Raw genomic sequence first — 26,082 nt, 5'->3', positions numbered from 1 at the left:
CATGGCAGAGCCGAAAGAAAACGACTTTTTGGACGAGATCGACAGCGCCGAAGCTGAAGAATACGCCGAAGACATGGCCGAGATCGACGAAGAAGCCCTTGCGGTGGAAGAGTTGCGCGCCGAGCGTGACCAATACCGCGACCGTTTCATGCGCGCGCTGGCCGATGCCGAGAACGCGCGCAAACGCTCCGACAAGGATCGTCGAGAGGCTGAGAACTACGGCGGCTCCAAGCTCGCCCGTGACATGCTGCCGGTCTACGACAACATGAAACGCGCGCTGGAAACCACCACCGAAGAGCAGAAAGAGGCTTTTGGCCCGCTGCTGGAAGGTGTGGAACTGACGATGCGCGAGCTGCTGAACGTCTTTAAAAAGCATGGCATCGAAGTGATCGCACCCGAAGTGGGCGACAAGTTCGACCCCAAGCATCACGAAGCGATGTTCGAAGCCCCGGTGCCCGGCACCGTCGCGGGCGAGATCATTCAGGTCGCCGCCGAAGGCTTCATGCTGCACGACCGTCTGCTGCGCCCCGCGCAGGTTGGGGTGTCTTCGACTCCGGCGAGCTAAGCCCAGTCAGATATCTTTGAGTGAGGCGGTCAGGACTTGGCCGCCTCTTTTAGTTTGTAGATCAGTTCAAGCGCTTCACGAGGGGAGAGTTCATCAGGGATGATCTCTTTCAGCCTTTCCTCGACCGCCGATGTCGTCGCGGGCTTCGGCTGTGGAGTCGGGCTGACGGCGAACAGCGGCAGATCATCGATCAGCGTTTTCTGCGTCGCGCCGCCTTCGCGCTCGCCTTTTTCCAGCGCCTCCAGCACCACGCGGGCGCGTGCGATCACCGGCCCAGGCAGGCCCGCCAGTTGCGCGACCTGCACCCCGTAAGACCGGTCTGCCGCGCCTTTGCGCACCTCATGGAGGAAGACGACCTCGCCCTCCCATTCCTTGACCGCTACCGTGGCATTGTCGACACCCGGCAGCTTGCCCGCCAGTGCCGTCATTTCATGATAGTGCGTGGCAAACAGCGCCCGTGTCCGGTTCACGTCGTGCAGATGTTCCAGCGTCGCCCAAGCGATAGAGAGGCCATCATAAGTGGCCGTGCCGCGGCCAATTTCATCAAGGATGACCAAGGCGCGGTCATCCGCCTGGTTCAGGATCGCGGCGGTTTCGACCATCTCCACCATGAAAGTCGAGCGGCCCCGCGCCAGATCGTCCGACGCGCCGACGCGGCTGAAAAGCTGGCTGATAACGCCGATATGGGCCGAGCTTGCGGGCACGAAACTGCCCATTTGCGCCATCAGCGCAATCAGGGCGTTCTGCCGCAGGAAGGTCGATTTACCGGCCATGTTCGGGCCGGTCAGCAGCCAGATGTTCGCGGCTTCGCCCTCGGCACTAAGGTCGCAGTCATTGGCGATGAAAGGCTCGCCTGATTGTTGGGTCAAAGCGCGCTCAACCACCGGATGCCGCCCGCCCTTGATGTCAAACGCCCGAGACATATCAACGCGCGGGCGGGTCCAATTCTCGCTCCGCGCAAGGTCGGCCAGACCTGTCGCAAGGTCGACCTCAGCCAGCCCGGCAGAGGTTTGGCCAATCTCTGCTGCATGTTCCAAAATGGCACTCCGAAGGCTTTCGTAGAGCCGTTTTTCGATCTCCTGCGCATGGTTGCCAGCGTTGAGGATTTTCGTCTCCAACTCAGACAGTTCGACGGTGGTGAACCGCACTTGGTTCGCCGTTGTCTGACGGTGGATAAAGGTCTCTGACAGCGGCGGAGAGAGCATCTTTTCCGCATGGGTCGCGGTGCATTCGACGAAATAGCCCAAGACATTGTTGTGCTTGATCTTGAGCGAGGAAATCCCCGTGTCAGAAACAAATTGCTGCTGCATGCCCGCGATTACGCCGCGTCCTTCGTCGCGCAACTCGCGCGCGGCGTCGAGGTCTCCATCGTGACCGGGCGCGATGAAGCCGCCATCCCGCACCATCAGCGGCGGTTCGGCGACTAAGGCTTGATCCAGCAGGTCGATGAGGTCGCCATGACCCTGCAAACCTTCGGCGGCCTCGCGCAGCAGATCTGGCAGTTCCGGTTGTGTTAGGCTCTGGTGTAAAGCCTCGGCTTCGATCAACCCGTTGCGGATCGCGGCAAGGTCACGCGGGCCGCCCCGGTCAAGCGAAAGTCGCGACAATGCGCGGTCGAGGTCCGGAACATTGCGCAGCCGTCGGCGCACGTCTTCGGCAAGACGGGCATTCTCATGGGCAAAGCTGACCGCATCGGCGCGAGCGGACACCACGTCAACGACCCGCGAGGGGCTTGAGATCCGCCGTTCCAGCAGGCGCGCGCCCCCGGCAGTGACGGTATTGTCCATGATCGACAGCAAAGACCCGCCGCGTCCGCCATTCAGAGAATGCGTCAGTTCCAGATTGCGCCGGGTTGCCGCGTCGATCTGTACGGTACGCGCTTCCGCCTCTTTCTGCGGGGGGCGGAGCAGGGGCAGCTTGCCGCGTTGCGTGATGGTGAGGTATTCTATTACCGCACCCATGGCCGAGACTTCGGCGCGGGTGAAGCTGCCGAATGCCTCAAGCGTCGCGATATCAAACAGATCGCAGACCCGCTTTTCCGCGCTGGCGCTGTCAAAGGCCGAACGGGCCAAGCCCGTCAACGCAATCCCGAAATCAGAGACGACTTCGTGCAATTCACTCTCTTTCGCCTCAGAGACGATCAATTCAGACGGCGAGAGGCGGGCCAGTTCCGGCCCCAGACGAACCTGCGCCAAGGGCATCACGTGAAACGCACCGGTAGAGATATCGACCCATGCCATCGCGCAGGCATCACGGACCTCGGCAAAGGCAGCGAGGTAGTTGTGACGGCGGGCTTCCAGCAGGCTTTCTTCGGTCAGAGTGCCGGGTGTCACCAGCCGCACCACATCGCGTTTCACCACTGACTTATAGCCACGTTTCTTGGCTTCGGCGGGGCTTTCCATCTGCTCGCAGACCGCCACGCGAAAGCCCTTGCGGATCAGCGTCAACAGATAGCCTTCGGCAGCATGGACCGGCACGCCACACATGGCGATGTCCTTGCCCTGATGTTTGCCGCGTTTGGTCAGCGCGATGTCCAGCGCTTCGGCAGCGGCCACGGCATCGTCGAAAAACATCTCGTAGAAATCGCCCATGCGGTAGAACAGCAGCGCATCCGCGTGGTCCGCTTTAAGCTCAAGATATTGCGCCATCATTGGCGTTACTTTTTCTGTCTGCACGGCGGCCCCCTATTGCAGCGCGGACCCTACAAAACCCCCCGAAGCAGGGAAAGGGGGTGCAGGCGTGATGGGCGGCCTTTATCGGGCAATTTTGCTCTGACGCGGCGCTTGCGTTGTGCAGGCGTCCGATCGTGGCTAAGAAGATTCCAAAGCAAGGGAAGGGCCATATCGTGACCAGAAAGAACCGTATCACCTCTGAAGAGGCGCTTGCCTTTCACCTTGAGCCGACGCCCGGCAAATTCGAGATCTCGGCGACGGTGCCGATGACCACCCAGCGGGACCTCAGCCTCGCCTATTCCCCCGGCGTGGCGGTGCCCTGTGAGGCGATCGCGGAAAACCCCGAGACGGCCTATGACTACACCAACAAGGGTAATCTGGTTGCGGTGATCTCAAACGGGACGGCGGTGCTGGGCTTGGGGAACCTCGGCGCGCTGGCCTCCAAGCCGGTGATGGAGGGCAAGGCGGTTCTGTTCAAACGCTTTGCCGATGTGAACTCGATCGATATCGAGTTGGATACTGAGGATACCGAGGCTTTCATCAACGCGTGTAAGCTGATGGGGCCAACCTTTGGCGGCATCAACCTCGAAGACATCAAAGCGCCTGAGTGTTTCATCATCGAACAACGTCTGAAGGAAGAGATGGACATCCCCGTCTTCCATGACGACCAGCACGGCACGGCGGTGATCTGCGCAGCGGGTCTGATCAACGCGCTGCATCTGTCGGGCAAAAAGATCGAAGATGTGCACATCGTGCTCAACGGGGCGGGGGCGGCGGGTATCGCCTGTCTGGAACTGCTCAAATCGATGGGCGCGCGGCATGACAACTGCATCATGTGCGACACCAAGGGTGTGATCTATCAGGGTCGTACCGAGGGCATGAACCAGTGGAAATCGGCCCATGCTGCCAATACCGAGCTGCGCAGCCTCGAAGAGGCGATGAAGGGCGCGGATGTCTTCCTCGGCGTTTCGGTCAAGGGTGCGGTGACGCCTGCGATGGTTGCCTCCATGGCCGACAACCCGGTGATCTTCGCCATGGCGAACCCGGATCCAGAGATCACCCCCGAAGAGGCGCATGAGGTCCGTATGGACGCCATCGTCGCCACCGGGCGGTCGGATTATCCGAACCAAGTTAACAACGTGCTGGGCTTTCCCTATCTCTTCCGCGGTGCCCTGGATATTCACGCACGCGCTATCAACGATGAGATGAAGATCGCCTGCGCCCATGCTTTGGCGCAGCTGGCGCGTGAGGATGTGCCCGATGAAGTGGCGCTGGCCTATGGCCGAACGCTGAGCTTTGGTCGCGACTATATCATCCCCACGCCCTTTGATCCGCGCTTGATCCACCGCATTCCGCCTGCCGTGGCCAAGGCGGGGATGGACACAGGGGCGGCGCGGCGGCCGATCATCGATATGGATGCCTATGAACTGGGTCTGAAATCGCGGATGGACCCGACGGCGAGCATCCTGCGCGGCATCAACGCCCGCGCTCGGGCCAATCAGGCGCGGATGATCTTTGCCGAGGGCGATGATCCCAAAGTACTGCGCGCGGCGGTCATGTACCAGCGCGCCGGGCTGGGGAAAGCCTTGGTCGTGGGCCGCGAGGACGACGTGCGCGCCAAGCTCGAAGAAGCGGGCATGGAAGATGCGGTGCGCGAGTTGGAGGTGGTGAACGCTGCCAATACGCAGCATTTGGAAACATACAAAGATTTCCTTTATGGCCGTCTGCAGCGCAAAGGGTTTGACCGCAAAGACATCCACCGCCTTGCTTCGCGCGATCGTCACGTCTTCGCGGCGCTGATGCTGGCGCATGGACATGGCGATGGTCTGGTCACCGGGGCCACGCGCAAATCGGCGCATGTTCTGGAACGGTTGAACCATGTCTTTGAGGCCAATGCCGAAGCCGGAGCCGCAGGCATCACGGCGTTGCTGCACAAGGGGCGCATCGTCTTTATCGCGGACACGCTGGTTCATGAATGGCCCGATGAGAACGATCTGGCTAATATCGCTGAAAGCGGTGCCCGCGTAGCGCGGCATCTGGGGCTGGAGCCGCGGGTGGCCTTTGTCAGCTTCTCGACCTTTGGCTACCCCGTCTCGGAACGCGCCGAAAAGATGCACCTCGCGCCCGAAGTGCTCGACCGGCGCGGCGTCGATTTCGAATACGAAGGCGAGATGACCGTCGACGTGGCTCTGAATGCGGCCAGTCAGGCGAACTACCCGTTCTCGCGGCTGACGGGGCCTGCCAATATCCTCGTGGTGCCAGCGCGGCACTCGGCCAGCATCTCGGTCAAGCTGATGCAAGAGATGGCGGGGGCCACGGTGATCGGGCCGATCCTTACGGGATTGGACAAGTCAATTCAGATCTGCTCCTCCACCTCCACGGCGAATGACATTCTTAACATGGCCATTCTCGCGGCCTGCAAGGTGGGCTGATGATCTGGAACCTCGGCTCTATCAACGCGGATAACTTCTATCTGTTGCCCCATCTGCCGGGGCCGGGAGAGACCATTTCGGCCCGCAATTTTCGACAAGGGCTGGGCGGTAAGGGGGCCAATATGTCGGTTGCCGCCGCCCGCGCCGGGACGCGGGTGATGCATGTCGGCGCGCTGGGGGCCGATGGCGGTTGGGCGCTGGAAAGGCTGCTGGAATACGGGGTCGAGACGGCGCATATCACCTTGATGGAGGGGGTCACCGGCCACGCCAATATCGCCGTTGATCTTGAGGGCGAGAACAACATCGTCATTTTCCCCGGCACCAACCACGAAATCACCGATGAGATGATCGGCGCGGCGCTGAGTGAGGCCTCCTCTGGCGATTGGCTGTTGATGCAGAATGAGACCAACGGCCAGCGGTTCGCGGCCCGGACGGCAAAGACATTGGGCCTGCGGCTGGCCTATGCCGCCGCGCCTTTCGATGCGGCGGCGGTGACGGCGATCCTAGACCAGATCGATCTGTTGGTATTGAACGAAGTCGAAGCGGCGCAGCTTCGGGCCGCGACGGGGGGCGAGCTGCGACAACTGCCTGTCGATGACATCGTGGTGACACTGGGCGCCGGGGGCTGCGAATGGGTCTCTAACAAGGCGCATCTGGTGGAAAGCTACCCTGCCTATCGGGTCGAGGCGGTGGATACGACCGGGGCGGGGGATACCTTTACCGGCTATCTGGTCGCGGGGTTGGACCGGGGGATGACCATGCCGCAGGCGATTGATCTGGCGATGCGCGCCGGGGCGTTGATGGTCATGCGCCATGGCACCGCGGATGTGATCCCCGACCTGAAAGAGATCCGGGATCACGATTTTCGTACCTAAGCGATCGGTGTCGCGGTTACTTCACAAAGGGTGCCGCGCTGCCCCAAAGCTGTTTCACACGGGCATCCCGGCCACAGCCGTTGCGGTAGCGTTTGTAGGCGACTGACTTTTTGACCGCCACGCCGACACTGCTGAAGGCCAGCCGCTCGCTGCTTTTGTAGTAGTCTTGGTGGTAATCCTCAGCCGGATAAAACGGCGCATCGCCAAGGATTGGGGTCACGACCTTGGCGCCAAGGGCGGTCTGCGCCTCGGCCTTGGCCGCCTCTGCGGCGCTTTTCTGGGCAGGGCTGCCCGCAAAGATCGCGGTGCGGTAGCTTTCCCCTCGGTCACAGAATTGACCGCCCGCATCCGTCGGGTCGATTGAGCGGAAAAAGAGGTCCAGCAGCGTTTTACGGCTGACCACGTCTGGGTCGAATTGGATTTGCACGGCCTCATAATGGCCGGTGTTGCCGCCGGTGACCTGTTTGTAGGTGGGGTTCTGGGTGCGCCCCCCGGCAAAGCCCGAGACGGCTTCTTTCACGCCTTTGACGGATTCGAAATCCGCCTCGACGCACCAGAAACAGCCGCCTGCGACGGTCAGTACCTCGGTTTGCGCCGCAGCGGCAGGGCGGTTCTGCGCCGCGAGGCCCAAGGTGATGGCGAGGGTCAGAATGGCGGGTTTGAACATTGTTTTTCGGAACATGATGGTCCTCCTCTGGCGTAGGGTTGCCGCTGGGACTGAGATAGCGCAAGGCCGGGGCAGGGGAAGTCACGCGCTGGTGAAGGCAATTTACCACTTGGCGAGATGGCGCGTTCTTTCTAGCGTTCCGGGTTTAACGGCAATGGGGGAAACCTTTCATGCGAATTGCGATGTGGTCAGGGCCACGCAATCTAAGCACCGCGATGATGTATAGTTTCGGGGCGCGGCAGGACTTTACCGCGATGGATGAGCCTTTCTACGCGGCCTATCTGAAGGCGACCGGGTTGGAACATCCGATGCGCGACGCCGTGCTGGCGGCTCAGGAGCAAGACCCTGCGCGGGTGCCCTTGGGGTTTGTGCAGGACGGCGCGCGGCATCTTTATATGAAACATATGGCGCAGCATATGATCGACGGGTTTCCGCTGGACTGGGCGGAGGATTGTGTGAACATCCATCTGATCCGCCATCCCGCACGGGTGATCGCGAGCTACGCCGCGAAACGTGAAGCGCCCCGTTTGGCGGACATTGGATTTGACCGACAGCTTATGCTGTTTGAGCGTTTGGGCGGGCTGGTCATCGACAGTGGCGATATCCGTGCGGACCCAGAGGGGATGCTGCGCAAACTCTGCGCCGCGGTCGGTCTGCCTTTCGACCCTGCGATGCTGCGCTGGCCTGCCGGACCACGCCCCGAGGATGGGGTTTGGGCCCCGCATTGGTATGGGGCGATTCATCAAAGCACCGGATTTGCCGGACCCGAGGGGGGGGTGCCCCTGCTGAACGGGGCGAATGCTGAGGTTCTGGCCGCCGCCTTACCCTATTATGAGCAGCTATTTGTGGAACGTCTTAAAAATTTCTAAAATCTGCGAAACTTATTTTGGGTCGCTGTCGTGACTACGGCGTTATTTCAAACGGAGGGAAAACCAGATGGAAAAATTTGCAAGCACCGTAGTCGCCCTGTCCATGATCGCCGGTGGCGCATGGGCTGATGCCCATGCCATGGCAATGGTCGAAGCGTCGGGCCAAGATGTTTCGAATGGCGTCGTTAGCGCCGATAAAGTGATGGCAGGAGAGAATGGCTGGCTGGTCGTGCACCGCACCGATGCCGACATGAAGCCCGGCCCCGTTGTGGGCTATGCGCCGCTGCGTGCGGGTGAGAACACCGACGTGGTCGCGATCCTGCAAGAGGACGTGGCTTCGGGTGATATGCTGATGCTGATGGTGCATTCCGAAGATGGCGGCATGAAGACCGGTGTGTTCGAATACACGCTGGGCGCCAAGGAAGACGGGCCGATCAAGCCAAACGGCGAATTGGTGATGAAAGTCATCACTGCCGATTGATTTGGCATTGATAGATGTAGAAAGGCCCGGGCGGGAACGTCCGGGCCTTTTGCGTCTGTGCGCGGGGCAGACCGCCGGGGGCGCTGCCCCCGGACCCCCGCGGGTATTTAAGAAAGGATGAAGAGAGAAATTAGGTCCCCTCTTGGCTCAGCCTTTGGTGCGCTTATCGCGGGCGGCGAGGAGTTTGAGGCGCAGGGCGTTCAGTTGGATGAAGCCTGCGGCGTCTTTTTGGTCATAGGCGCCGGCGTCGTCTTCAAAGGTGACATGGGCCTCGGAATAGAGGCTGTGATCGGACCAGCGACCCACGGTGCGGACATGACCTTTGTAGAGTTTCAGGCGCACGGTGCCGGTGACATGGGTTTGGCTCGCGTCGATGGCGGCTTGCAGCATGGTCCGTTCGGGGCTGTACCAGAAGCCGTTGTAGATCAGTTCGGCGTATTTCGGCATCAGCTCGTCTTTGAGGTGCATGGCGCCGCGGTCGAGGGTGATGGATTCGATGCCGCGGTGGGCTTCGAGCAGCAGGGTGCCACCGGGGGTCTCATAGATGCCGCGGGATTTCATGCCGACGAAGCGGCCTTCGACCAGATCGAGACGTCCACAGCCATGTTTGCCGCCAAGCTCGTTCAATTTGGTGAGGATCGTGGCGGGGGACATAGCTTCGCCGTTGATGCTGACGGCATCGCCGCGCTCAAAGCCGATTTCGATGTATTCGGGCGTGTCCGGCGCGTCTTCGGGGTTCACCGTGCGCTGGTAGACATAGTCGGGCGCGTCGATGGCTGGGTCTTCGAGGACTTTGCCTTCGGAAGAGGTGTGCAGCAGGTTGGCATCGACGGAGAAGGGGGCTTCGCCACGTTTGTCTTTTGCGACGGGGATTTGGTGCGCTTCGGCGAATTCCAAGAGTTTGGTGCGGCTCGACAGATCCCATTCGCGCCAAGGGGCGATGACTTTGATGTCGGGGTTGAGCGCGTAGGCGGCCAGTTCAAAGCGGACCTGATCGTTGCCTTTGCCGGTTGCACCGTGGGCCACGGCATCGGCACCGGTTTCTTCGGCGATTTCCACGAGGCGTTTGGAGATCAGCGGGCGGGCGATGGAGGTGCCCAAGAGATACAGACCTTCATAGACCGCGTTGGCGCGGAACATCGGGAAGACGAAGTCGCGGACGAATTCCTCGCGCACGTCTTCGATGTAGATGTTCTCTGGCGCGATGCCCATCATCTCGGCCTTTTTTCGGGCCGGTTCAAGCTCTTCACCTTGGCCGAGGTCGGCGGTGAAGGTCACCACCTCGCAGCCATATTCGGTTTGCAGCCATTTCAGGATGATCGAGGTATCGAGGCCGCCGGAATAGGCAAGCACGACTTTCTTGGGCGCGGACATGACGGGGTTCCTTTCAAGTTCGCCCTGCGAGGTAGCGGTTTTCGCGGGCGCGGGCAAGATTGAAGCCTGCGTTGACCTATGCAGGCTGCGCGCCTATCGACGAATGGCAGCAAGGAGAGCACAAATGGCGGATGAATTTGCACAGAAAGCACAGGCGGCGGCAGAGGCGTTGCGGGTGTTGTTTCCGGCCACACCACTGTTGCGGAATGAGCATCTGTCGGAGCGCTTTGGCGCGGATATCTGGCTGAAGCGCGAGGATTTAAGCCCGGTTCGCTCTTACAAACTGCGTGGCGCGTTCAATGCGATGCGCAAAGTGATCCCGGGGCAGGGGTTGTTTGTCTGTGCCTCGGCGGGGAACCATGCGCAGGGGGTGGCTTTTGCCTGTAGCCATTTCGGGGTGCGCGGCGTGATTTTCATGCCGGTGACCACGCCGCAGCAGAAGGTGCAAAAGACCCGGATGTTCGGCGGTGAGAATGTCGAGATTCGGCTGGTGGGGGATTATTTCGATGCGACCTTGGCGGCGGCACAGAGTTTCTGCCGGGACGAGGGCGCGCATTTCCTGTCGCCTTTTGACGATGATGACGTGATTGAGGGGCAGGCTTCTGTTGCTGTGGAGATTGCCGCGCAATTGGGCCAGGTGCCGGATCGGGTGATCTTGCCCGTAGGCGGCGGCGGGCTGTCTTCGGGGGTGGTCAGTTATTTTGGGGACGCCTGCGACTATACATTCGTCGAACCCGCAGGGGCACCGAGCCTTGCGCGGGCGTTGGAGGCCGGGGCGCCGGTCGATGTCTCTCCGATCGATAACTTTGTGGATGGCGCTGCGGTGGCCAAGATCGGCGCGCGGACCTTTGAGCGTTTGCGCGGGGTGAACCCGGCGGATGTGGTGCATCTGCCGGAGGACCGGATTTGCGTGACGATCAACGAGATGTTGAATGTCGAAGGCATCGTTTTAGAGCCAGCAGGCGCGCTGTCGATAGATGCGCTGGGCGAGGTGGCCGATCAGATTGTCGGCAAGACGGTGGTCTGTGTGGCTTCGGGCGGCAATTTCGATTTCGAGCGTTTGCCAGAGGTCAAAGAGCGGGCGCAGCGCTATTCGGGCGTGAAGAAGTATTTCATCCTGCGCATGCCGCAGCGGCCGGGGGCGTTGAAGGAGTTTCTGATGCTGCTTGGCCCGGAGGATGACATCTGCCGGTTTGAGTATTTGAAGAAGTCGGCGCGAAATTTCGGCTCTGTCCTCATTGGGATCGAGACGCGGCGACCTGAGAATTTTAAGCCCTTCCTTGAACAGCTGGGGCAATCCGGCTTTACCTATACGGATATCACCAACGACGAGACCTTGGCGCAGTTCGTGCTGTAGGCGCGCCCGACGCGGCGGATTTACAGAAGAATTCACGTTTCGGTAAGGCACCGCTGTTTAGATCAGCGGGCCTGTCAGGATCGTGTCGCATGAAATTGGATATCCCCAGCCTCTCTGAAGCGGTGGCGACGCCTGCTGTGTCGCCATTGATTTTGGTGGTTGAGGGGGATGAAACCCATCGGGGTTTTCTCTCGGCGTCTCTGAGGGCATGGGGGTATGAGGTGATCTCTGCCGCGTCGGGTGCTGTGGCTCTGACCCTTTGCGAGCGCCGTTTGCCTGATATTGTGCTCTGCAGTTGGGCGATGACGGGGCTGTCGGGGCTCGACGTCTGCCGGACTTTCCGAAGCCTGTCGGAAGAGCGTCGTGGCTATTTCATTCTGCTCACCGACAGGCCTGAAGGTGGCGCGGTGACCCGCGCCCTTGATGCGGGGGCTGATGATGTGTTGATCCGGCCAATCGGTCCGCCGGACCTGCGCGCCCGGGTCATGGCTGGGGAGCGTTTTCTGGTCATGCAGCGTGAGCTGACGCAGAAAAACAAGCTGATCACCGAAACATTGGATGTTCTTCGGCAGGTGCATGCGCTGATCGACAAGGATTTGATTGAGGCCAAGAAATTCCAGCAATCGCTGCTCCGCGAACGCTATCGCGCCATGGAGGGGGGCAATCTGTCGATGATGCTGCGCTCTGCCGGGCATGTTGGCGGCGATTTGGTGGGGTATTTCCCTGTGCGACCGGGGGTCGTGGGGCTTTTCGGTTTGGATGTGTCGGGCCATGGCATCAGCTCGGCCCTAATGACGGCGCGGCTGGCCGGATATCTGTCGGCGTCGACGCCGGACCAGAACCTTGCGCTCACGCTATTGCCCGGGGGCAGCTATGCGGCGCGCCCCCCGGGGGAGGTGATCGAAGAGCTTAACGATCTTGTTCTTCATGAGATGGAGACGGAGCATTATTTTACGCTAATGCTGGCGATTGCCGACCTCACCACCGGGGAGGTCACAGTTGCGCAGGCAGGGCACCCGCATCCCGCTTTGCTGCGCGGCGATGGGCAGGTCGAACAGCCGGGCACCGGGGGCTTTCCTGTTGGCTTGCTCGCCGGGGTGGGGTTTGAGGAATATAAGCTTCAGATGGCGCCGGGGGACAGGCTGTTGATTCTATCGGATGGGGTGACGGAATGCCCCGATCCGGGCGGAGAGATGTTGGGCGAAGAGGGTTTGGCAGGGATGCTGGGTGAATTGCGCCGGTTCAGCGGTCCGGCGCTTCTCAGCGCGCTGGTTTGGAAGCTTTCCGAATTCGCGGGCAGCCGTGATTTCCCCGATGATGTGTCAGGGATATTGCTTGAGTATCAGGGCAACGTTTAGCGCAGGTGGCGTTGCAGAAACAGGCGGTCGCCTTCGTTTGCGAGGGTCGCCAATGCTTCGCTGGCCGATAGCACCAAAGTGGCGTGATGTGGTTCTGTCGGCGCGGCGATCTGGCGCACGGGATGCGCGACGTAGATATGGCAGATCTTTTGCGCCCAGAGGTCGTAATCTTTCATATAGGTAAAGCGACGGAACGCGCCCAATCGGCGCGGGCGGGCAATGCGCCAGCCGGTTTCCTCCAGCACTTCGCGGTGGAGTGCTTGGAGCGGGGATTCTCCCGCTTCGATACCGCCGCCGGGCAATTGCACCTCGGTGTCTTGGGCCATTTCCAGCGTCATCAGAAAGCGGCGTTGCAGCGGGAGAATGGCATAGACCCCGGGCCGCGGTGTGTAGCTTTGGCCGGGCTGTGGTGTCTCACCTGTACGTCGGATCATCTGCTGCCCCTTTTTCCATGGGTTGCTGCGCCTATATAGACGCGGTATGCCAAGCGGCCCCCGATAAGGAAACCCGATGACCCAAGGAACTAAAATCGCGTGGGACGATACCGTTCTGCCCTTTCAGCTTGATGATGTCGACATGCGCGGCCGCGTGGCGCGGCTTGATGGCGTGTTGGAAGGCATCCTGAAGCAGCACGACTATCCGCCGCAGGTCGAAGCCTTGGTGGCCGAGATGGCGTTGTTGACCGCATTGATCGGTCAGACGATCAAACTGCGTTGGAAACTGTCGCTACAGGTGCAATCCAAAGGTGCCGTTCGGATGATCGCGACTGATTACTACGGCCCCGAAAAGGAAGGCGAGCCTGCGCGCATCCGCGCCTATGCCAGCTATGATGCGGATCGGCTGACCGATGACGCCCCGTTTGAACAGATCGGCGAAGGCTATTTCGCGATCATGATCGACCAAGGCAAAGGCATGACCCCCTATCAGGGCATCACGCCGCTGGCCGGTGGGTCTTTGGCTGCCTGTGCGGAAGCCTATTTCGCCCAGTCCGAGCAGTTGCCGACCCGCTTTTCGCTGAGCTTTGGCAAATCGTCGGGCCCCGGCGAGCCAGAGCATTGGCGTGCTGGTGGCATCATGTTGCAGCATATGCCCAAAGCCTCGCCGCTATCAGCGTCGGGCGAAGGGACGGGTGAGGTCCTCAAAGCCGATGATTTGGTCGAAGGCGACGAGGCCGAGAATTGGAACCGCGTGAACATCCTGCTCGGCACGGTTGAGGATCTTGAGCTGATCGGCCCCAGCGTACCGCCGACCGATCTTCTGTTGCGATTGTTTCACGAGGAACAACCGCGGGTCTATGACCCTCAGCCGGTGCGTTTCGGCTGCACCTGTTCCGAAGACCGCGTGCGTCAAAGCCTTTCGATCTACTCGGCCCGCGATATCGAAAAGATGACGACGGACGAGGGGCGGGTGACCGCAGACTGTCAGTTCTGCGGCGCGCATTATGACCTTGATCCGGCCACGGTCGGTTTCGACGCCAAGGCCTAGGGTGAGCGACCGGTTCCAATCCTTTCGCGAGGCCCTTGCCCAGACTGGGGTAGAATCCTCTGATTTCGATCTGAACCCGGAGGTCACCCTGCCCGAGGGGCGCAGTCTGCGGCCTGCGGGTGTGCTCGCCCCGGTGGTGGATACCGGTACGCGGCTGGAACTGATCCTGACCAAGCGGTCTTCGGCGCTGAAACATCACCCCGGGCAGATTGCCTTTCCGGGGGGCAAGCAAGACGGCGGCGATGCGGATGTCATCGCCGCCGCCCTGCGCGAAGCGCGCGAAGAGATCGGCCTGCCGAGCGACATCGTGGATGTCTTGGGCGTTCTTCCGGCCCATGAGACGGTCACCGGCTTTAGCGTGACTCCCGTGATCGGCTATGTGACGCGCGATTTCACCGTGGTGCCAGAACCCGGCGAGGTCGAAGAGGTGTTTCGCGTGCCGCTTGACCATGTGCTGAACCCCAGCAACTACCTTGTGCATTCCCGGCGTTGGCGCGGCCAGCGGCGGTATTATTACGCTGTTCCCTATGGCCCCTATTACATCTGGGGCGCGACCGCGCGTATGTTGCGGGCATGGGCGAAACGAATGAACAGATGATTCCAACCACGACGCGATGGTTACATGACGCAGACGCACAGCGGGTTTGCCGCGTGGTGCAGGATGGCGGGCACCGTATCTATTTCGTCGGCGGTTGCGTGCGCGACGCGCTGTTGGGTCTGCCGGACAGCGATGTGGACCTCTCCACCGATGCGACACCTGAAACGGTGATGGCGCTGGCCAAAGCCGCCGGGGTCAAGGCCGTGCCGACAGGGATCGAGCATGGCACGGTAACGCTTGTGTCGGGCGGCAAACCGTTTGAGATCACCACCTTTCGGCGCGATGTGGAAACCGATGGCCGCCGGGCGGTTGTGGCTTTCTCGACCGATATCACCGAGGACGCCCGGCGCCGCGATTTCACGATGAACGCGCTCTATGCCACGCCCGAGGGCCGTGTGATCGACCCGTTGGGCGGCCTGCCTGACCTGTACGCGCGACGGCTGCGTTTTATCGAGGATGCAGGTCAGCGTATCCGCGAGGATTACCTGCGCACCCTGCGCTATTTTCGCTTCATGGCGTGGTATGGCGACCCGGAGGCGGGGCCGGAGCCTGATGCGCTGGATGCCATCGCGTCGAACTTGGATGGGTTAGAAACGCTGTCGGCCGAGCGTGTCGGGCAGGAGTTCAAAAAGCTCCTCCGCGCGCCGGATCCCGCCCCCGCCTTGGCGTTGATGCGGCAAACCGGTGCCTTGCCGGTGCTTTTGCCGGGGAGTGATGACCGCTGGCTATCCATGCTGGTTCATTTTGAACAAATGTTGGGGCTTGAGCCTGACTGGCTGGTTCGGCTGGCCGCGCTGGGCGGGGAAGCCTTGGCGGATCGTCTGCGGTTGAGCAAGGCAGAGGCCAAGCGTCTGACGTTGCTGCAAGAGCAAGGCTTTGCCGGGCCACCGCTGGCCAAACTTGCCTATCGTCATGGGGCAGGGATCGCCCGTGGCGCTGCATTGCTACGCGGCGCTATGGCAGAAAAGATGCCCGAAACCACTGTGTTAGAGACGATTTCAAGCGCCGCCACTGCCCGTTTTCCGATAACAGCCAAAGACCTGATGCCAGCGTTCAAAGGCCCGGCCTTAGGGCAAGAGCTTGCCCGGCTGGAGCAAATCTGGATCAACTCCGGCTTCACCCAGACCCGCGCGGAGTTGCTGCGGAAGTCCAGCTAGGTCGACATCGCGCGGAAATTCGGCTATCCAAACCGCATTACAAGGGAGATGGGCGAGATGTACCGCGGGATCTGGTTTAGCTAAGCTGGCATAACCATTGCCCCTTTGCGGCTTTGCTATTGGGCTTTGCCGCGTATTTTGCACGTCTATTTCCAAGGTCTCCCCATGTTTCGCTTTTTCGAAAACCTCGTTAATCCCTATGTTGCCTATCGGGAAAAGGATCACCCGCCGCAGGGGCTTTGGCCCTTTTTGCGGGACTATGCGCAGCCGTTTAAAAAGGTCTTTGTCCTCGCCGGGGTGATGGCGATCCTTGTCGCGGCGATTGAGATCGGTTTGATCTACTATATGGGCCGTATCGTTGACCTGCTCGACAGCGACCCCGCGCAGATGTGGGAGGACTATGGCACCGAACTGACCCTCGTGGCCCTTGCCGTGCTGTTCCTGCGGCCCTTGGTGCAGGCGGTCGACGTGATGCTGCTGAACAACGCCATCCTGCCAAACTTTGGCACCCTGATCCGCTGGCGGGCGCATCGGCATGTCTTGCGGCAATCCGTCGGCTGGTTCGAGAATGATTTCGCCGGGCGTATCGCCAACCGGATCATGCAAACTCCCCCTGCGGCGGGGGAGGTAGTGTTTCAGGTCTTTGATGCGATCTCTTACTCGCTGGCCTATATGATCGGCGCGGCGATCCTGCTTTCTACCTCCGATATACGTTTGTTAGTGCCGCTTTTGGGCTGGTTTGTGCTCTACGGCGGCTTGGTGGCCTGGACGATCAAACGGGTCGGCCCAGCCTCAAAAGCGGCGTCGGATGCGCGCTCGCAAGTGACCGGGCGTGTCGTGGATGCTTATACGAATATCCATTCGGTCAAAATGTTCGCGCATCATGACCTTGAGGTCGACTTTGCCGGAGAGGCCATCGAAGAGGCGCGGCGTACCTTTCAGGGCGAGATGCGGATTTTCAGCATCATGGACGTGGTGCTGACCCTTCTCAACGGCATGTTGATCGTGGGTATCGTCGGCTGGGCGCTGGTGCTTTGGATGGCGGGCGAAGCGAGCGTCGGCGTCGTGGCCGCTGCCGCCGCGCTGGCGCTGCGGCTTAACTCAATGACCAGTTGGATCATGTGGGCGCTGTCGAGTTTCTTCCGCGAACTGGGTGTCGTGGCCGAGGGGATGGAGACCATCGCCCAGCCCCTCGCCCTGACCGACCGACGCGATGCGCCCCCCTTGAAGCTGACCGAAGGCCGGATTGAGATTGCAGGGCTAAGCCATCATTACGGGCGCGAAAGCGGCGGGATCCAAGGTATCGATATCACCGTGCAGCCGGGGGAGAAGATTGGCCTTGTTGGCCGCTCTGGCGCAGGGAAATCGACCCTCGTGAAACTGATGCTGCGGTTCTACGATGCCGAAACAGGTCAGATCCGGATCGACGGGCAGGACATTGCACAGGTGCGGCAAGACAGTCTGCGGCGGCATATCGGTGTCGTGCAGCAGGATTCATCGCTGCTGCACCGCTCGGTGCGGGAAAACATCCTTTATGGCCGCCCCGATGCCAGCGAGGCCGAGATGGTCGCGGCGGCGAAACAGGCGCAGGCGCATGAGTTCATTCTTGATCTGACAGATCCGGAGGGGCGCGCGGGCTATGATGCCCGTGTCGGTGAACGGGGTGTGAAGCTTTCCGGCGGGCAGCGTCAGCGCATCACGCTGGCGCGGGTGGTCCTTAAGGATGCGCCGATCTTGATGCTGGATGAGGCAACCAGCGCGCTCGACAGTGAGGTGGAGGCGGTGATCCAAGAAACGCTCTATGGCATGATGGCGGGCAAGACCGTCATCGCCATCGCGCACCGGCTGTCCACAATTGCCGAGATGGATCGAATTCTGGTTTTGGATCAAGGCCGTATCGTTGAAGAAGGCACCCATGACGCGCTTTTGCAGAAAGCTGGCCTATATGCAGCCTTCTGGCACCGTCAGTCCGGCGGTTTTCTCGCATTGGATGACAAGTCGTGAGCATTTCGAACTGGATCAACCCGTTTCACCCCGCCGATGGCCCGCCGCCGCAAACGCTGGGGGCTTTCATGCGCTGGTGCCTGTCGGGCGCTTGGCCGGTGCTCTGGCTCGCGGCCTTTCTGTCGGCAGCCGCCGGCGCGATGGAGGCGGGCACGGCGTGGATTTTGGGCAAGGTCATCGATGCCACGGTCAGCGCGGGCCCCGAGCGGTTTTTCGAAGGCAGCAGTCTGGTGTTGGTACTGGGCGCGGTGGCGTTCTTTTTGGTGGCGCGGCCTGTGCTGTTCGGCCTGTCCTCGGCCTCGAACGCGATCATGGTGCAGCCCAATGTCAACCCGCTGGTGCTGTCGCGTTTGCACCGCTGGACGCTGGGGCAGAACGTCAATTTCTTTGACGAAGACTTCGCCGGGCGCATCGCGCAAAAGCAGATGCAGGCGGCGCGGGCGGTGACGGATGTGGCGGCTGAGGTGATCAACGTGGTGGCCTTTGCGCTCGCATCCCTCGTGGGGTCGGTGGCGCTGCTTCTGGCGATCGATTGGCGCGTGGCGGTTGGGTTTTCGGTCTGGCTGGTCATGTATCTGGCGCTGATCAACTGGTTCTTGCCGCGCGTGCGCAAGCGGGCGGCGGGCCGTGCCGGGGCGCGGGCGCTGGTGTCGGGGCAGGTGGTGGATACGATCACCAACATTAAAACGGTAAAGCTCTTTGCCCATGCCGATCACGAGGACCGCGCAGCACTTTCGGCAATGCAGAGCTTTCGCGCCCGGGCGTTGGAGTTCGGCTATCTCGCCGCCGGGTTCCGTTTGGCGCTGATGAGCCTTGCCGGGCTTCTGCCGGTTCTGCTGTTGGGCGGCACGATCCTGCTGTGGCAGCGCGGCATGGCGAGCGAGGGGGATATCGTGGCCTCCGGTGCCATCGCGATCCGTATTGCGCAGATGACGGGCTGGGTCTCTTTCACGCTGATGGCGATCTATTCCAATATTGGAGAGGTCGAGGACGGCATGCGCACTTTGACGCCGCGCGTGCGGTTGGATGATGGGCCTGATGCGCAGGAATTGGTCGTGGAGGCCGGGCAGATCGAACTGCGCGACCTCGGCTTTGCCTATGGCCGCCAGACGGGTGGGATCGACCAAATTTCACTGACCATCAAACCGGGCGAGAAGCTGGGGATCGTTGGTGCCTCGGGGGCAGGGAAATCGACCCTCGTTGCGCTGCTTTTACGGCTCTATGAACCGGAACAGGGCAAGATCGTGATTGACGGAATGGATACATCGGAAGTCACGCAAGAGAGCTTGCGGCGCAATATCGGCATGGTCACGCAAGAAACCGCGATGTTCAACCGCTCCGCGCGGGACAACATCCTTTACGGGCGGCCCGGCGCGACAGAGGCCGAGGTTATCGCGGCGGCCGAACGTGCCGAAGCGCATGAATTCATTCAGGAACTCGAGGATCACAAAGGCCGCCGCGGCTATGACGCGCATCTGGGGGAGCGTGGGGTGAAGCTTTCGGGTGGGCAGCGGCAGCGCATCGCCTTGGCCCGAGCGATCCTGAAAGACGCGCCAATACTGGTGTTGGATGAGGCGACGAGCGCGCTGGATAGCGAAGTTGAGGCGGCCATCCAGCAGACCCTAGACCGCGTGATGGAGGGCAAAACCGTGCTTGCCATCGCGCACCGTCTGTCGACCCTGACAGAGATGGACCGCATCATGGTGTTGGACGCAGGCCGCATCGCGGAGATCGGCAGCCATGCTGATCTGCTTGCCCAAGACGGGCTTTATGCTCGCTATTGGCACCGGCAGTCGGGCGGGTTTCTGGATGTGAAGGCGGCGGAATAGGCTTTCGCTGTGGCCTTTGCCGCGCTATGGGCAGGCTATGACAGAACATCACATCTTGCGCCTTGGCCACCACGGCGACGGCATCGCCGAAGGACCGATCTTTGCCTCGATGACCCTGCCGGGGGAAACCGTCACCGGTGAAATTGAGGGCCAACAGCTGCGCGACGTGCGGATCGTTACGCCGTCCGAACAGCGGGTCGCGCCGCCGTGCCGCCATTTCAAATCCTGCGGGGGCTGCCAGTTGCAGCATGCTGCAGATGATTTCGTGGCCGGGTGGAAGGTCGATGTGGTCCGCAATGCGCTGTCGGCGCATGGGTTAGAGACAGAATTTCGCCCCATCCAAACCTCCCCTGCGCAATCGCGCCGCCGGGCCACCTTTGCTGCGCGCCGCACGAAAAAGGGCGCCATGGCTGGGTTCCATGGCCGTGCTTCCGACGTGTTGATCGAGGTGCCAGGCTGTCAGTTGGTCGATCCCGCGCTTTTGCCAGGGTTGAAGGTTGCAGAGGAGCTGGCGCTGCTCGGCACCAGCCGGAAAGCCGAATTGGCCGTCACAGTGACGCTTTCAGAAGAGGGGCTGGACGTATCTGTCGCCAATGGCAAACCGCTCGACGGGCCGCTGCGGCAGCAGTTGGCGCAGACCTGTGAGGCTTTGGCGCTGGCACGGCTGACTTGGGATGGCGAGGTGATCGCGATGCGTGCGCCGCCCGCGCAGCACTTTGGCAGCGCAGCGGTCACGCCCCCGCCGGGCGCGTTCTTGCAAGCCACCCGCCATGGCGAAGCGGCCCTGCGCGACGCCGTCGTGGATGCCGTGGGGGAGGCCGAGACCGTGGCGGACCTGTTCGCAGGCTGCGGCACCTTCGCTTTGCCACTGGCGCAAAAGGCGCGGGTTCATGCGGTTGAGGGCGATGCCGAGATGATCGCCGCGCTTGAGGGCGGCTGGCGACGGGCCAAGGGGGCCAAACCGCTCACCGTTGAGACACGCGATCTGTTCCGCCGTCCGCTCTTGCCGGATGAATTGGCCAAGATCAACGCCGTCGTACTGGACCCGCCCCGCGCCGGGGCCGAGGCGCAGGTGGCCGAGATCATCCGCGCCGGGGTGCCGCGCGTGGCCTATGTTTCTTGCAACCCGGTCAGCTTTGCCCGTGATGTGCAAAATATGGTGGCGGCAGGGTACCGGCTGGACTGGGTGCAGGTTGTGGACCAGTTTCGCTGGTCGTCGCATGTGGAGCTTTCCGCTTGCCTGACACTGCCGGAAGGTTAGGCAAAAGGGCTGCATTTGGCTCGGCTCATCACCTCTTTTTGAATGAAATTAATCCCTCATTGTGATAGCTCAGGTAAAAAGGGCCGGAATGGCCGGGCTTTGAGGGCACAGTGATGAAGCGCAGGACAATGATACTTGGCGGCACCGCTATGGTGGCGCTTGGGGCGTGCAGCAACAGTAAATTCAAACGATACAATGGTCCCGAAGTGACCTATGTGGTTGTGAACAAAAGCCAACGTCGCATGATGTTGTTGCATCATAACCGCGTGCTGGAGGACTATCCGATCAAGCTGGGCTTCGCTCCGGTTGGTCACAAGACCTTTGAGGGGGATGGGCGCACGCCCGAAGGGCTGTACCGAATCGACCGTCGCAATCCGAACAGCCGGTTCCATCTTTCAATTGGTATCGATTACCCGAACCAGTTGGATACCGAATATGCACGTTCGATGGGCAAAAGCCCCGGAGGCGATATCTTTATTCACGGGCAAAAAGACCCGCGGCAGAAAGAAAAGACCGATTGGACTTGGGGCTGTATCGCGGTCACCAACAAAGAGATCGAAGATGTCTATGCGATGGTGCGCGATGGCACGCCGATCCTGATCACACCCTGATCACCGGGTTGGTCAAAACGAAACCGGCCCCCGCAGGGGCCGGATAAACCGCTTGTTCAGCGAAAGATCAGTTGCCGACAACCAGTGTCCACCAGATCTTGCCGCCGTTTTCCTGATACCAAGAGAAACCCATCTGACGGCCATCGGGGGCCATCAAGATGCGGCGGGTGTCTGGCTGCTCCATCCAGGCGGCGAGGGTCTCAAGCTCGGTCTCATAGGTTTCCGAGATGACTTCGCCGACCAGACCGCCGGTATAGCCAACGCGCTGGATACGGTCGATCGGCGACGACCCGTCAGAGCCGAAGTGCCATGGACGGTTTTGCACCGACATATCCCGCGAGTGGGTCGCGGCGGCGGCGTTCAGTTTGGCATCCAGCGCCAAAGGCGTGACCCCGGCCGAGCTGCGCAGCGCATTCACCGAGTCGAGCATGCGGAATTGGATTGTACCCGCGTCGGAACGGCTGATGCGGTAGGAACCGCCGGCTTTGCCGCCACTCGTGCTGGACGGGGCACAGGCAGACAGCGCAACCGTCAGCGCCAGCAGGATGGACAGGATACGGATCATATGAGCGCTCCACGCAATGAAATTTTTTCTGCCTTACATCGGGGCGCGTTGCAGTTCAAACGCACATAGGCGTGACTCTGCCGTATGGGGCTGGTTTCAATTGAAACTGCGTCTTTCGAGCCATATATATGGCATTAATTAGCATAATTTCAGTTTGGAGACGCTCCATGTCCGCTCACCGTTTTTCGATTAAGAGCCGCCGTGGCTTTCTGGCTGGCAGCGCCGCGATGATTGCCACACCGGCGCTGGCGCAAAGCACCTCTTCGTTCAACTCCTCCGCGACGACCGAGACCGAGCGCGATCTGACTGAATCGGTCCAGCGCAATGTCTCGAGCTTCCGGATGTTGGATTGGCGCCCCTATTTCAGCAACACGCGCAACGGCGCGGTGCTGGTCGATATCGACAGCCGGGCGGTGCATTACTGGTCCGAGGATCAGAGCGTTTACAAACTCTACCCCTCGTCGGTGCCGCTGACCGAAGACCTCACGCGCCGGGGCCGCACCCGTGTCATCAAAAAGGTCGAGGGGCCAAGCTGGCGTCCTACGCCTTCCATGCTCAAGCGCAATCCCGAGTGGCCGCCCTATGTCGGGCCCGGCCCGGATAACCCGCTGGGCACCCATGCGCTGTACCTCAGCTGGACGTATTACCGTATCCACGGAACCCATGACACAAGAAAAATTGGCCGCAAGTCTTCCAATGGTTGCATTGGGCTCTATAACGAACATATCGCCGAACTTTTTGCCATGACAAAGGTCGGCACGCAGGTGTTGCTTATTTGACGACATCCCCCTGATTCCTTGATGCAATAGCTGATTCCGGGTTTGCAAACTTTTGCCGATACTGTTTAGAACGAGATTACGAGGTAAGTCTTGGGTGCGTGTATGTATATGATACAGCACGCCTATTCTGGAGGTTATGTTATGAAGAAACTCGTTCTCGCCGCTGCTCTGTCCGCTGCTGCATCGACGGCTTTTGCTGGTTCGCTGGCCGAGCCGATCGTCGAAGCACCGGTCATCGTGGAAGAAACAACAGGTTCGTCCGCGGGCATCCTGGTTCCCCTGATCCTGCTGGCACTGGTTGCCGCAGCTGTTGCTTCCGACTAATCGGAACTGACGATCAAACGGAAAAGGCGGTGCAATGCAGCGCCTTTTTTGTATTCTGCGTATGGCTTTGAAAAAGGGGCCGCCGCAGCGACCCCAAGGCGGGCTTAGACCCAGCCAGCCAGATTTTCACTGATGATCGTGGTCAGTGCCTCGATATGCGCGGCATCATCGTTCAGGCAGGGGATATAGGTGAAATCCTCGCCGCCGGCCTCTTCAAAGCTTTCCTTGATCTCTTCGTTGATCTCTTCAAGCGTTTCGATGCAGTCAGCCGAGAAGGCGGGCGCGCAGACGGCGATGCTTTTCTTGCCCGCCTTGGCCTGTCGGGCGACCTCTTCGACCGTGTAGGGTTGCAGCCATTCCTCGGGGCCGAACTGCGACTGAAAGGTCGTCATGATCTCGCTGTCGTGCCAGCCCAGACGCTCTTTCAGCAGGCGCGTCGTTTTCTGGCATTGGCAATGATAGGGGTCGCCCTCCATCAGATAGCGCTGTGGCAGACCGTGGTAGGAACAGACCAGCAGGTCGGGCTTTTTGTCCTTCGCGGCATAGGCACGCTCAACCGATTGGGCCAACGCTTCGATATAGTCGGGGCGGTCGAAATAGGGGGCAACGGTGCGCGACGCGGGCTGCCATTTCTCTTTGGCCAGCGCGGCAAAGAAAGCGTCATTCGCCGTTGCGGTCGTGGCCCCGGCGTATTGCGGATAAAGCGGGAAAAACAGGATCTTCTGGCACCCTGCAGCGGTCATTGCTTCGACCTTGGACCGGGTCGATGGGTTGCCGTAGCGCATGGCGTAATCGACCATCACATCGGCACCGTAACGCGCCTGCAGCGCCGCCTTGATCTTGGCGGTTTGTGACTTCGTAATCGTCGCCAACGGGCTTTCGTTCTCGGCCTCATTCCAGATCGACTTATAGGCCGCGCCGCTGGTGAAGGGGCGTTTGGTAAGGATTACCGTTTGAAGCAGAGGTTGCCATTTCCACGGGCTATAGTCGATCACCCGGCGGTCCGAGAGGAACTCGCTTAGGTAGCGGCGCATCGACCAATAGTCATAGCCGTCCGGCGTGCCGAGGTTGGCGAGCAGAACGCCAACCTTGGGACGCGGGACTTTGGGGTGGTCGTTGGGGCCGTGTTCCGGTTGGCCGGAGTCTGGTTGGGCGGATTGGGGCTGGGCTGCCTGCATGGGGTTTCCTCGCATATGATCCGCGCAGAGATAGCCGCTTTGCAGATTGGGTCAATCGGGGAGCGGCTCCTCGCGACTATTCAGCGCATCTGCAAGCCGCTGTTGGGCCGATCCGGGGCGCAGGGGTTTCTGCTGGCTTTCATCCGGCGCCCAACCGGCGAGGAAGATCATATCGAAGGTCGCGGTAACCCGGCCTGATGCGGCGGTGAAGTGGGTGGCGTAAAGCTCTGCCGCGCGGGTCAGAACCGCGCGGCCCGTGGGGCGGCGCAGGCGGGCTTGTAGGGCGTTGGTTTCCCCCATCTCGCGCAGGTCGCGCATCAGGGCCCAAGCGTTTTCGTATTCCACGGTCAGCGGTTGGCTATCGGCCACCGGCAGCGCCAGTCCGGCGCGTTGCAACAGCGCGCCTAGGTCGCGCAGTTCCCCCATCGGGGCGATGCGCGGCGACAGGCCGCCGGTCACTTCGGCTTCGGCTTGGCCAAGACAGGCCCGCAACTCATGCAGGGTCTGCCCGCCAAGCGCCACGGCGTGCAACAGCCCATCGGGCCGCAGCGCACGGCAGCATTGGATCAATTGGCCGATGGGATCATTTGCCCAATGCAGCCCCATGGCGTGGATCATCAGATCATGGGCCTGCGGTTCCAGCGCCAGCACTTCGGCTTCGGGGATAATCGCGGCTTTGGGGAAGGAGGCCGCCCAGACCTGCGGGAACGCTGTCACGATGGCTGGCGCGGTAAACGCTTTCTTAACTAATCCCACCCGATCCTGAACTTCTTCGGCTGCCGCCTGTTGCAGGAACATTCCCCGCGCCGTCGCGCGGGCGCGACGATGGATGAGGGCCTTGGGGTCGGTCAGGGTGGGCTGTGCTGTCATGGGGAACACATAGAATGCCGCCACGGGGACTTCAAACAGCAGTATCACTGATCTATCCGCCCCGCTGTTTGGGCTGCGGCGGTTTGGTCGATGCAGATTTTGGGCTTTGCGGCACCTGTTGGCGCGACACGGGCTTTATCGGTGGCACAGTCTGCGACGCCTGTGGCGTGCCGCTGCCGGGCGGCGGTGATGTGGCTTCACCGCATTGTGATGCTTGTCTTGCCACGCCGCGGCCTTGGGCACAGGGCCGCACGGCGCTGCTCTATCGCGATATGGGGCGCAGGCTGGTCTTGGCGCTGAAACACGGTGACCGCCAAGAGATCGCGCGCCCGGGCGCGCGGTGGATGGCGCAGGCGGCGCAGGGCCTCTTGCCTGATACGGCTCTGATCGCGCCGGTTCCGCTGCATTGGCGGCGTTTGCTGAAACGGCGCTACAACCAATCCGCCTTGCTGGCCAAAGCCCTGTCGGCTGAAACCGGCCGCAGTTGGTGTCCCGATCTGTTGCAGCGGGTCCGGCACACGCCGTCGCTGGATGGGTTGGGTCGGGCGGAACGGTACAGCGTCCTGCAGGAAGCGATCGCAGTTCATCCGCGGCGGCGACACCGTATCATCATGCGACCGGTGATTTTGGTGGATGATGTTTTTACCTCCGGTGCCACGCTTACCGCTTGTACGGAGGCTTGCCTTGCCGCCGGTTCCGGGCCAGTTTTCGTGCTGGCACTGGCGCGCGTGGCCAAAGAGACCTAGATCACTGTGCAACGTTAACTGTTCA

24 protein-coding genes are annotated in these 26,082 nt (G+C 61.0%); 17 read left to right on the top strand and 7 right to left on the bottom strand.

Going from position 1 to position 26,082, the window contains the following annotated elements; genetic code table 11:
* The first annotated feature begins 1 nt into the window (after window position 1).
* Entirely contained in the window at window positions 2–565 is a 564-nt protein-coding gene (locus tag T8A63_RS00320; RefSeq protein WP_067630818.1) for a nucleotide exchange factor GrpE, read from the top strand.
* 29 nt (window positions 566–594) lie between these two features.
* On the opposite strand, the gene mutS is transcribed toward T8A63_RS00320, so the two are convergent.
* Window positions 595–3,216, bottom strand: a complete 2,622-nt coding sequence (gene mutS / locus T8A63_RS00315) for a DNA mismatch repair protein MutS (RefSeq protein ID WP_322345785.1) — start codon at window positions 3,214–3,216, stop codon at window positions 595–597.
* A 194-nt stretch (window positions 3,217–3,410) separates the two neighbouring features.
* Between mutS and T8A63_RS00310 the strand changes: the two genes are divergently transcribed.
* Complete coding sequence (locus T8A63_RS00310) at window positions 3,411–5,669, top strand: NADP-dependent malic enzyme (protein ID WP_322344659.1); 2,259 nt, start codon at window positions 3,411–3,413, stop codon at window positions 5,667–5,669.
* Window positions 5,669–6,544, top strand: coding sequence for a ribokinase (locus tag T8A63_RS00305; protein ID WP_120349790.1), 876 nt, complete (start codon window positions 5,669–5,671; stop codon window positions 6,542–6,544). The genes T8A63_RS00310 and T8A63_RS00305 overlap by 1 nt, the downstream gene beginning before the upstream one ends.
* 16 nt (window positions 6,545–6,560) lie before the next feature.
* Here the strand turns inward: T8A63_RS00305 and msrA are convergent, their stop codons facing one another.
* Window positions 6,561–7,226 carry a peptide-methionine (S)-S-oxide reductase MsrA gene (gene msrA, locus T8A63_RS00300; protein WP_067622262.1) on the bottom strand — a complete coding sequence of 222 codons (666 nt, stop codon included), beginning with the start codon at window positions 7,224–7,226 and terminating at the stop codon, window positions 6,561–6,563.
* A 155-nt stretch (window positions 7,227–7,381) separates the two neighbouring features.
* Here msrA and T8A63_RS00295 point away from each other — a divergent pair, with 155 nt between their 5' ends.
* Both T8A63_RS00295 and T8A63_RS00290 read left to right on the top strand, forming a co-directional pair.
* The gene (locus T8A63_RS00295) at window positions 7,382–8,080 is read left to right on the top strand and encodes an HAD family hydrolase (RefSeq protein WP_322344658.1); all 699 of its coding nucleotides are present in this window, start codon (window positions 7,382–7,384) and stop codon (window positions 8,078–8,080) included.
* 67 nt (window positions 8,081–8,147) lie between these two features.
* The gene (locus tag T8A63_RS00290) at window positions 8,148–8,561 is read left to right on the top strand and encodes a hypothetical protein (protein ID WP_322344657.1); all 414 of its coding nucleotides are present in this window, start codon (window positions 8,148–8,150) and stop codon (window positions 8,559–8,561) included.
* 147 nt (window positions 8,562–8,708) lie between these two features.
* Here T8A63_RS00290 and T8A63_RS00285 read toward each other — a convergent pair whose 3' ends face one another.
* Window positions 8,709–9,935, bottom strand: coding sequence for an argininosuccinate synthase (locus T8A63_RS00285; protein ID WP_322344656.1), 1,227 nt, complete (start codon window positions 9,933–9,935; stop codon window positions 8,709–8,711).
* Window positions 9,936–10,059: 124 nt separating this feature from the next.
* On the opposite strand from T8A63_RS00285, the gene ilvA reads away from it, so the two are divergent.
* Together ilvA and T8A63_RS00275 are read left to right on the top strand one after the other, a co-directional pair.
* Entirely contained in the window at window positions 10,060–11,292 is a 1,233-nt protein-coding gene (gene ilvA, locus T8A63_RS00280; RefSeq protein WP_322344655.1) for a threonine ammonia-lyase IlvA, read from the top strand.
* An 89-nt stretch (window positions 11,293–11,381) separates the two neighbouring features.
* The gene (locus T8A63_RS00275) at window positions 11,382–12,650 is read left to right on the top strand and encodes a PP2C family protein-serine/threonine phosphatase (protein ID WP_300050683.1); all 1,269 of its coding nucleotides are present in this window, start codon (window positions 11,382–11,384) and stop codon (window positions 12,648–12,650) included.
* Here the strand turns inward: T8A63_RS00275 and T8A63_RS00270 are convergent.
* Window positions 12,647–13,084, bottom strand: coding sequence for an NUDIX domain-containing protein (locus T8A63_RS00270; protein WP_132443952.1), 438 nt, complete (start codon window positions 13,082–13,084; stop codon window positions 12,647–12,649). The genes T8A63_RS00275 and T8A63_RS00270 overlap by 4 nt on opposite strands.
* A gap of 76 nt (window positions 13,085–13,160) precedes the next feature.
* On the opposite strand from T8A63_RS00270, the gene T8A63_RS00265 reads away from it, so the two are divergent.
* The 7 genes from T8A63_RS00265 to T8A63_RS00235 all read left to right on the top strand — a co-directional run bounded on the left by T8A63_RS00265 (window position 13,161) and on the right by T8A63_RS00235 (window position 21,595).
* Window positions 13,161–14,135 (top strand): Hsp33 family molecular chaperone HslO, encoded by a 975-nt coding sequence (locus T8A63_RS00265; RefSeq protein WP_067622281.1) that lies wholly within the window; start codon window positions 13,161–13,163, stop codon window positions 14,133–14,135.
* 1 nt (window position 14,136) lies between these two features.
* Window positions 14,137–14,733 (top strand): CoA pyrophosphatase, encoded by a 597-nt coding sequence (locus tag T8A63_RS00260; protein ID WP_322344654.1) that lies wholly within the window; start codon window positions 14,137–14,139, stop codon window positions 14,731–14,733.
* Window positions 14,730–15,890, top strand: coding sequence for a CCA tRNA nucleotidyltransferase (locus T8A63_RS00255; protein ID WP_322344653.1), 1,161 nt, complete (start codon window positions 14,730–14,732; stop codon window positions 15,888–15,890). The genes T8A63_RS00260 and T8A63_RS00255 overlap by 4 nt, the downstream gene beginning before the upstream one ends.
* A gap of 165 nt (window positions 15,891–16,055) precedes the next feature.
* Complete coding sequence (locus T8A63_RS00250; RefSeq protein WP_322344652.1) at window positions 16,056–17,894, top strand: ABC transporter ATP-binding protein; 1,839 nt, start codon at window positions 16,056–16,058, stop codon at window positions 17,892–17,894.
* The gene (locus tag T8A63_RS00245) at window positions 17,891–19,723 is read left to right on the top strand and encodes an ABC transporter ATP-binding protein (protein ID WP_322344651.1); all 1,833 of its coding nucleotides are present in this window, start codon (window positions 17,891–17,893) and stop codon (window positions 19,721–19,723) included. The genes T8A63_RS00250 and T8A63_RS00245 overlap by 4 nt, the downstream gene beginning before the upstream one ends.
* Before the next feature lie 37 nt (window positions 19,724–19,760).
* Window positions 19,761–20,984, top strand: a complete 1,224-nt coding sequence (locus T8A63_RS00240; protein ID WP_322344650.1) for a class I SAM-dependent RNA methyltransferase — start codon at window positions 19,761–19,763, stop codon at window positions 20,982–20,984.
* A 113-nt stretch (window positions 20,985–21,097) separates the two neighbouring features.
* Window positions 21,098–21,595 (top strand): L,D-transpeptidase family protein, encoded by a 498-nt coding sequence (locus T8A63_RS00235; RefSeq protein ID WP_322344649.1) that lies wholly within the window; start codon window positions 21,098–21,100, stop codon window positions 21,593–21,595.
* A gap of 67 nt (window positions 21,596–21,662) precedes the next feature.
* Here T8A63_RS00235 and T8A63_RS00230 read toward each other — a convergent pair whose 3' ends face one another.
* Window positions 21,663–22,160, bottom strand: a complete 498-nt coding sequence (locus tag T8A63_RS00230; protein WP_067627909.1) for a CAP domain-containing protein — start codon at window positions 22,158–22,160, stop codon at window positions 21,663–21,665.
* A gap of 167 nt (window positions 22,161–22,327) precedes the next feature.
* On the opposite strand from T8A63_RS00230, the gene T8A63_RS00225 reads away from it, so the two are divergent.
* Together T8A63_RS00225 and T8A63_RS00220 are read left to right on the top strand one after the other, a co-directional pair.
* Window positions 22,328–22,939: a L,D-transpeptidase gene (locus T8A63_RS00225; protein ID WP_067939852.1), complete on the top strand. Its 612-nt coding sequence runs from the start codon at window positions 22,328–22,330 to the stop codon at window positions 22,937–22,939.
* Between the two features lie 141 nt (window positions 22,940–23,080).
* On the top strand, window positions 23,081–23,263 hold the full coding sequence (locus tag T8A63_RS00220) for a hypothetical protein (protein ID WP_040700758.1): 183 nt from the start codon (window positions 23,081–23,083) through the stop codon (window positions 23,261–23,263).
* A gap of 104 nt (window positions 23,264–23,367) precedes the next feature.
* On the opposite strand, the gene hemH is transcribed toward T8A63_RS00220, so the two are convergent.
* Both hemH and T8A63_RS00210 read right to left on the bottom strand, forming a co-directional pair.
* The gene (hemH, locus tag T8A63_RS00215; protein WP_322344648.1) at window positions 23,368–24,441 is read right to left on the bottom strand and encodes a ferrochelatase; all 1,074 of its coding nucleotides are present in this window, start codon (window positions 24,439–24,441) and stop codon (window positions 23,368–23,370) included.
* A 51-nt stretch (window positions 24,442–24,492) separates the two neighbouring features.
* Window positions 24,493–25,311, bottom strand: a complete 819-nt coding sequence (locus T8A63_RS00210) for an SAM-dependent methyltransferase (RefSeq protein WP_322344647.1) — start codon at window positions 25,309–25,311, stop codon at window positions 24,493–24,495.
* Between the two features lie 14 nt (window positions 25,312–25,325).
* Here T8A63_RS00210 and T8A63_RS00205 point away from each other — a divergent pair, with 14 nt between their 5' ends.
* Window positions 25,326–26,057: a ComF family protein gene (locus tag T8A63_RS00205; protein ID WP_120349777.1), complete on the top strand. Its 732-nt coding sequence runs from the start codon at window positions 25,326–25,328 to the stop codon at window positions 26,055–26,057.
* The last annotated feature ends 25 nt before the right edge of the window (window positions 26,058–26,082 follow it).

It is taken from the genome of Sulfitobacter sp. OXR-159, from assembly GCF_034377145.1.
Taxonomy (GTDB): domain Bacteria; phylum Pseudomonadota; class Alphaproteobacteria; order Rhodobacterales; family Rhodobacteraceae; genus Sulfitobacter.
Note: the sequence above shows the minus strand (reverse complement) of the source record. Positions and strands in the feature narration are given on the sequence as shown.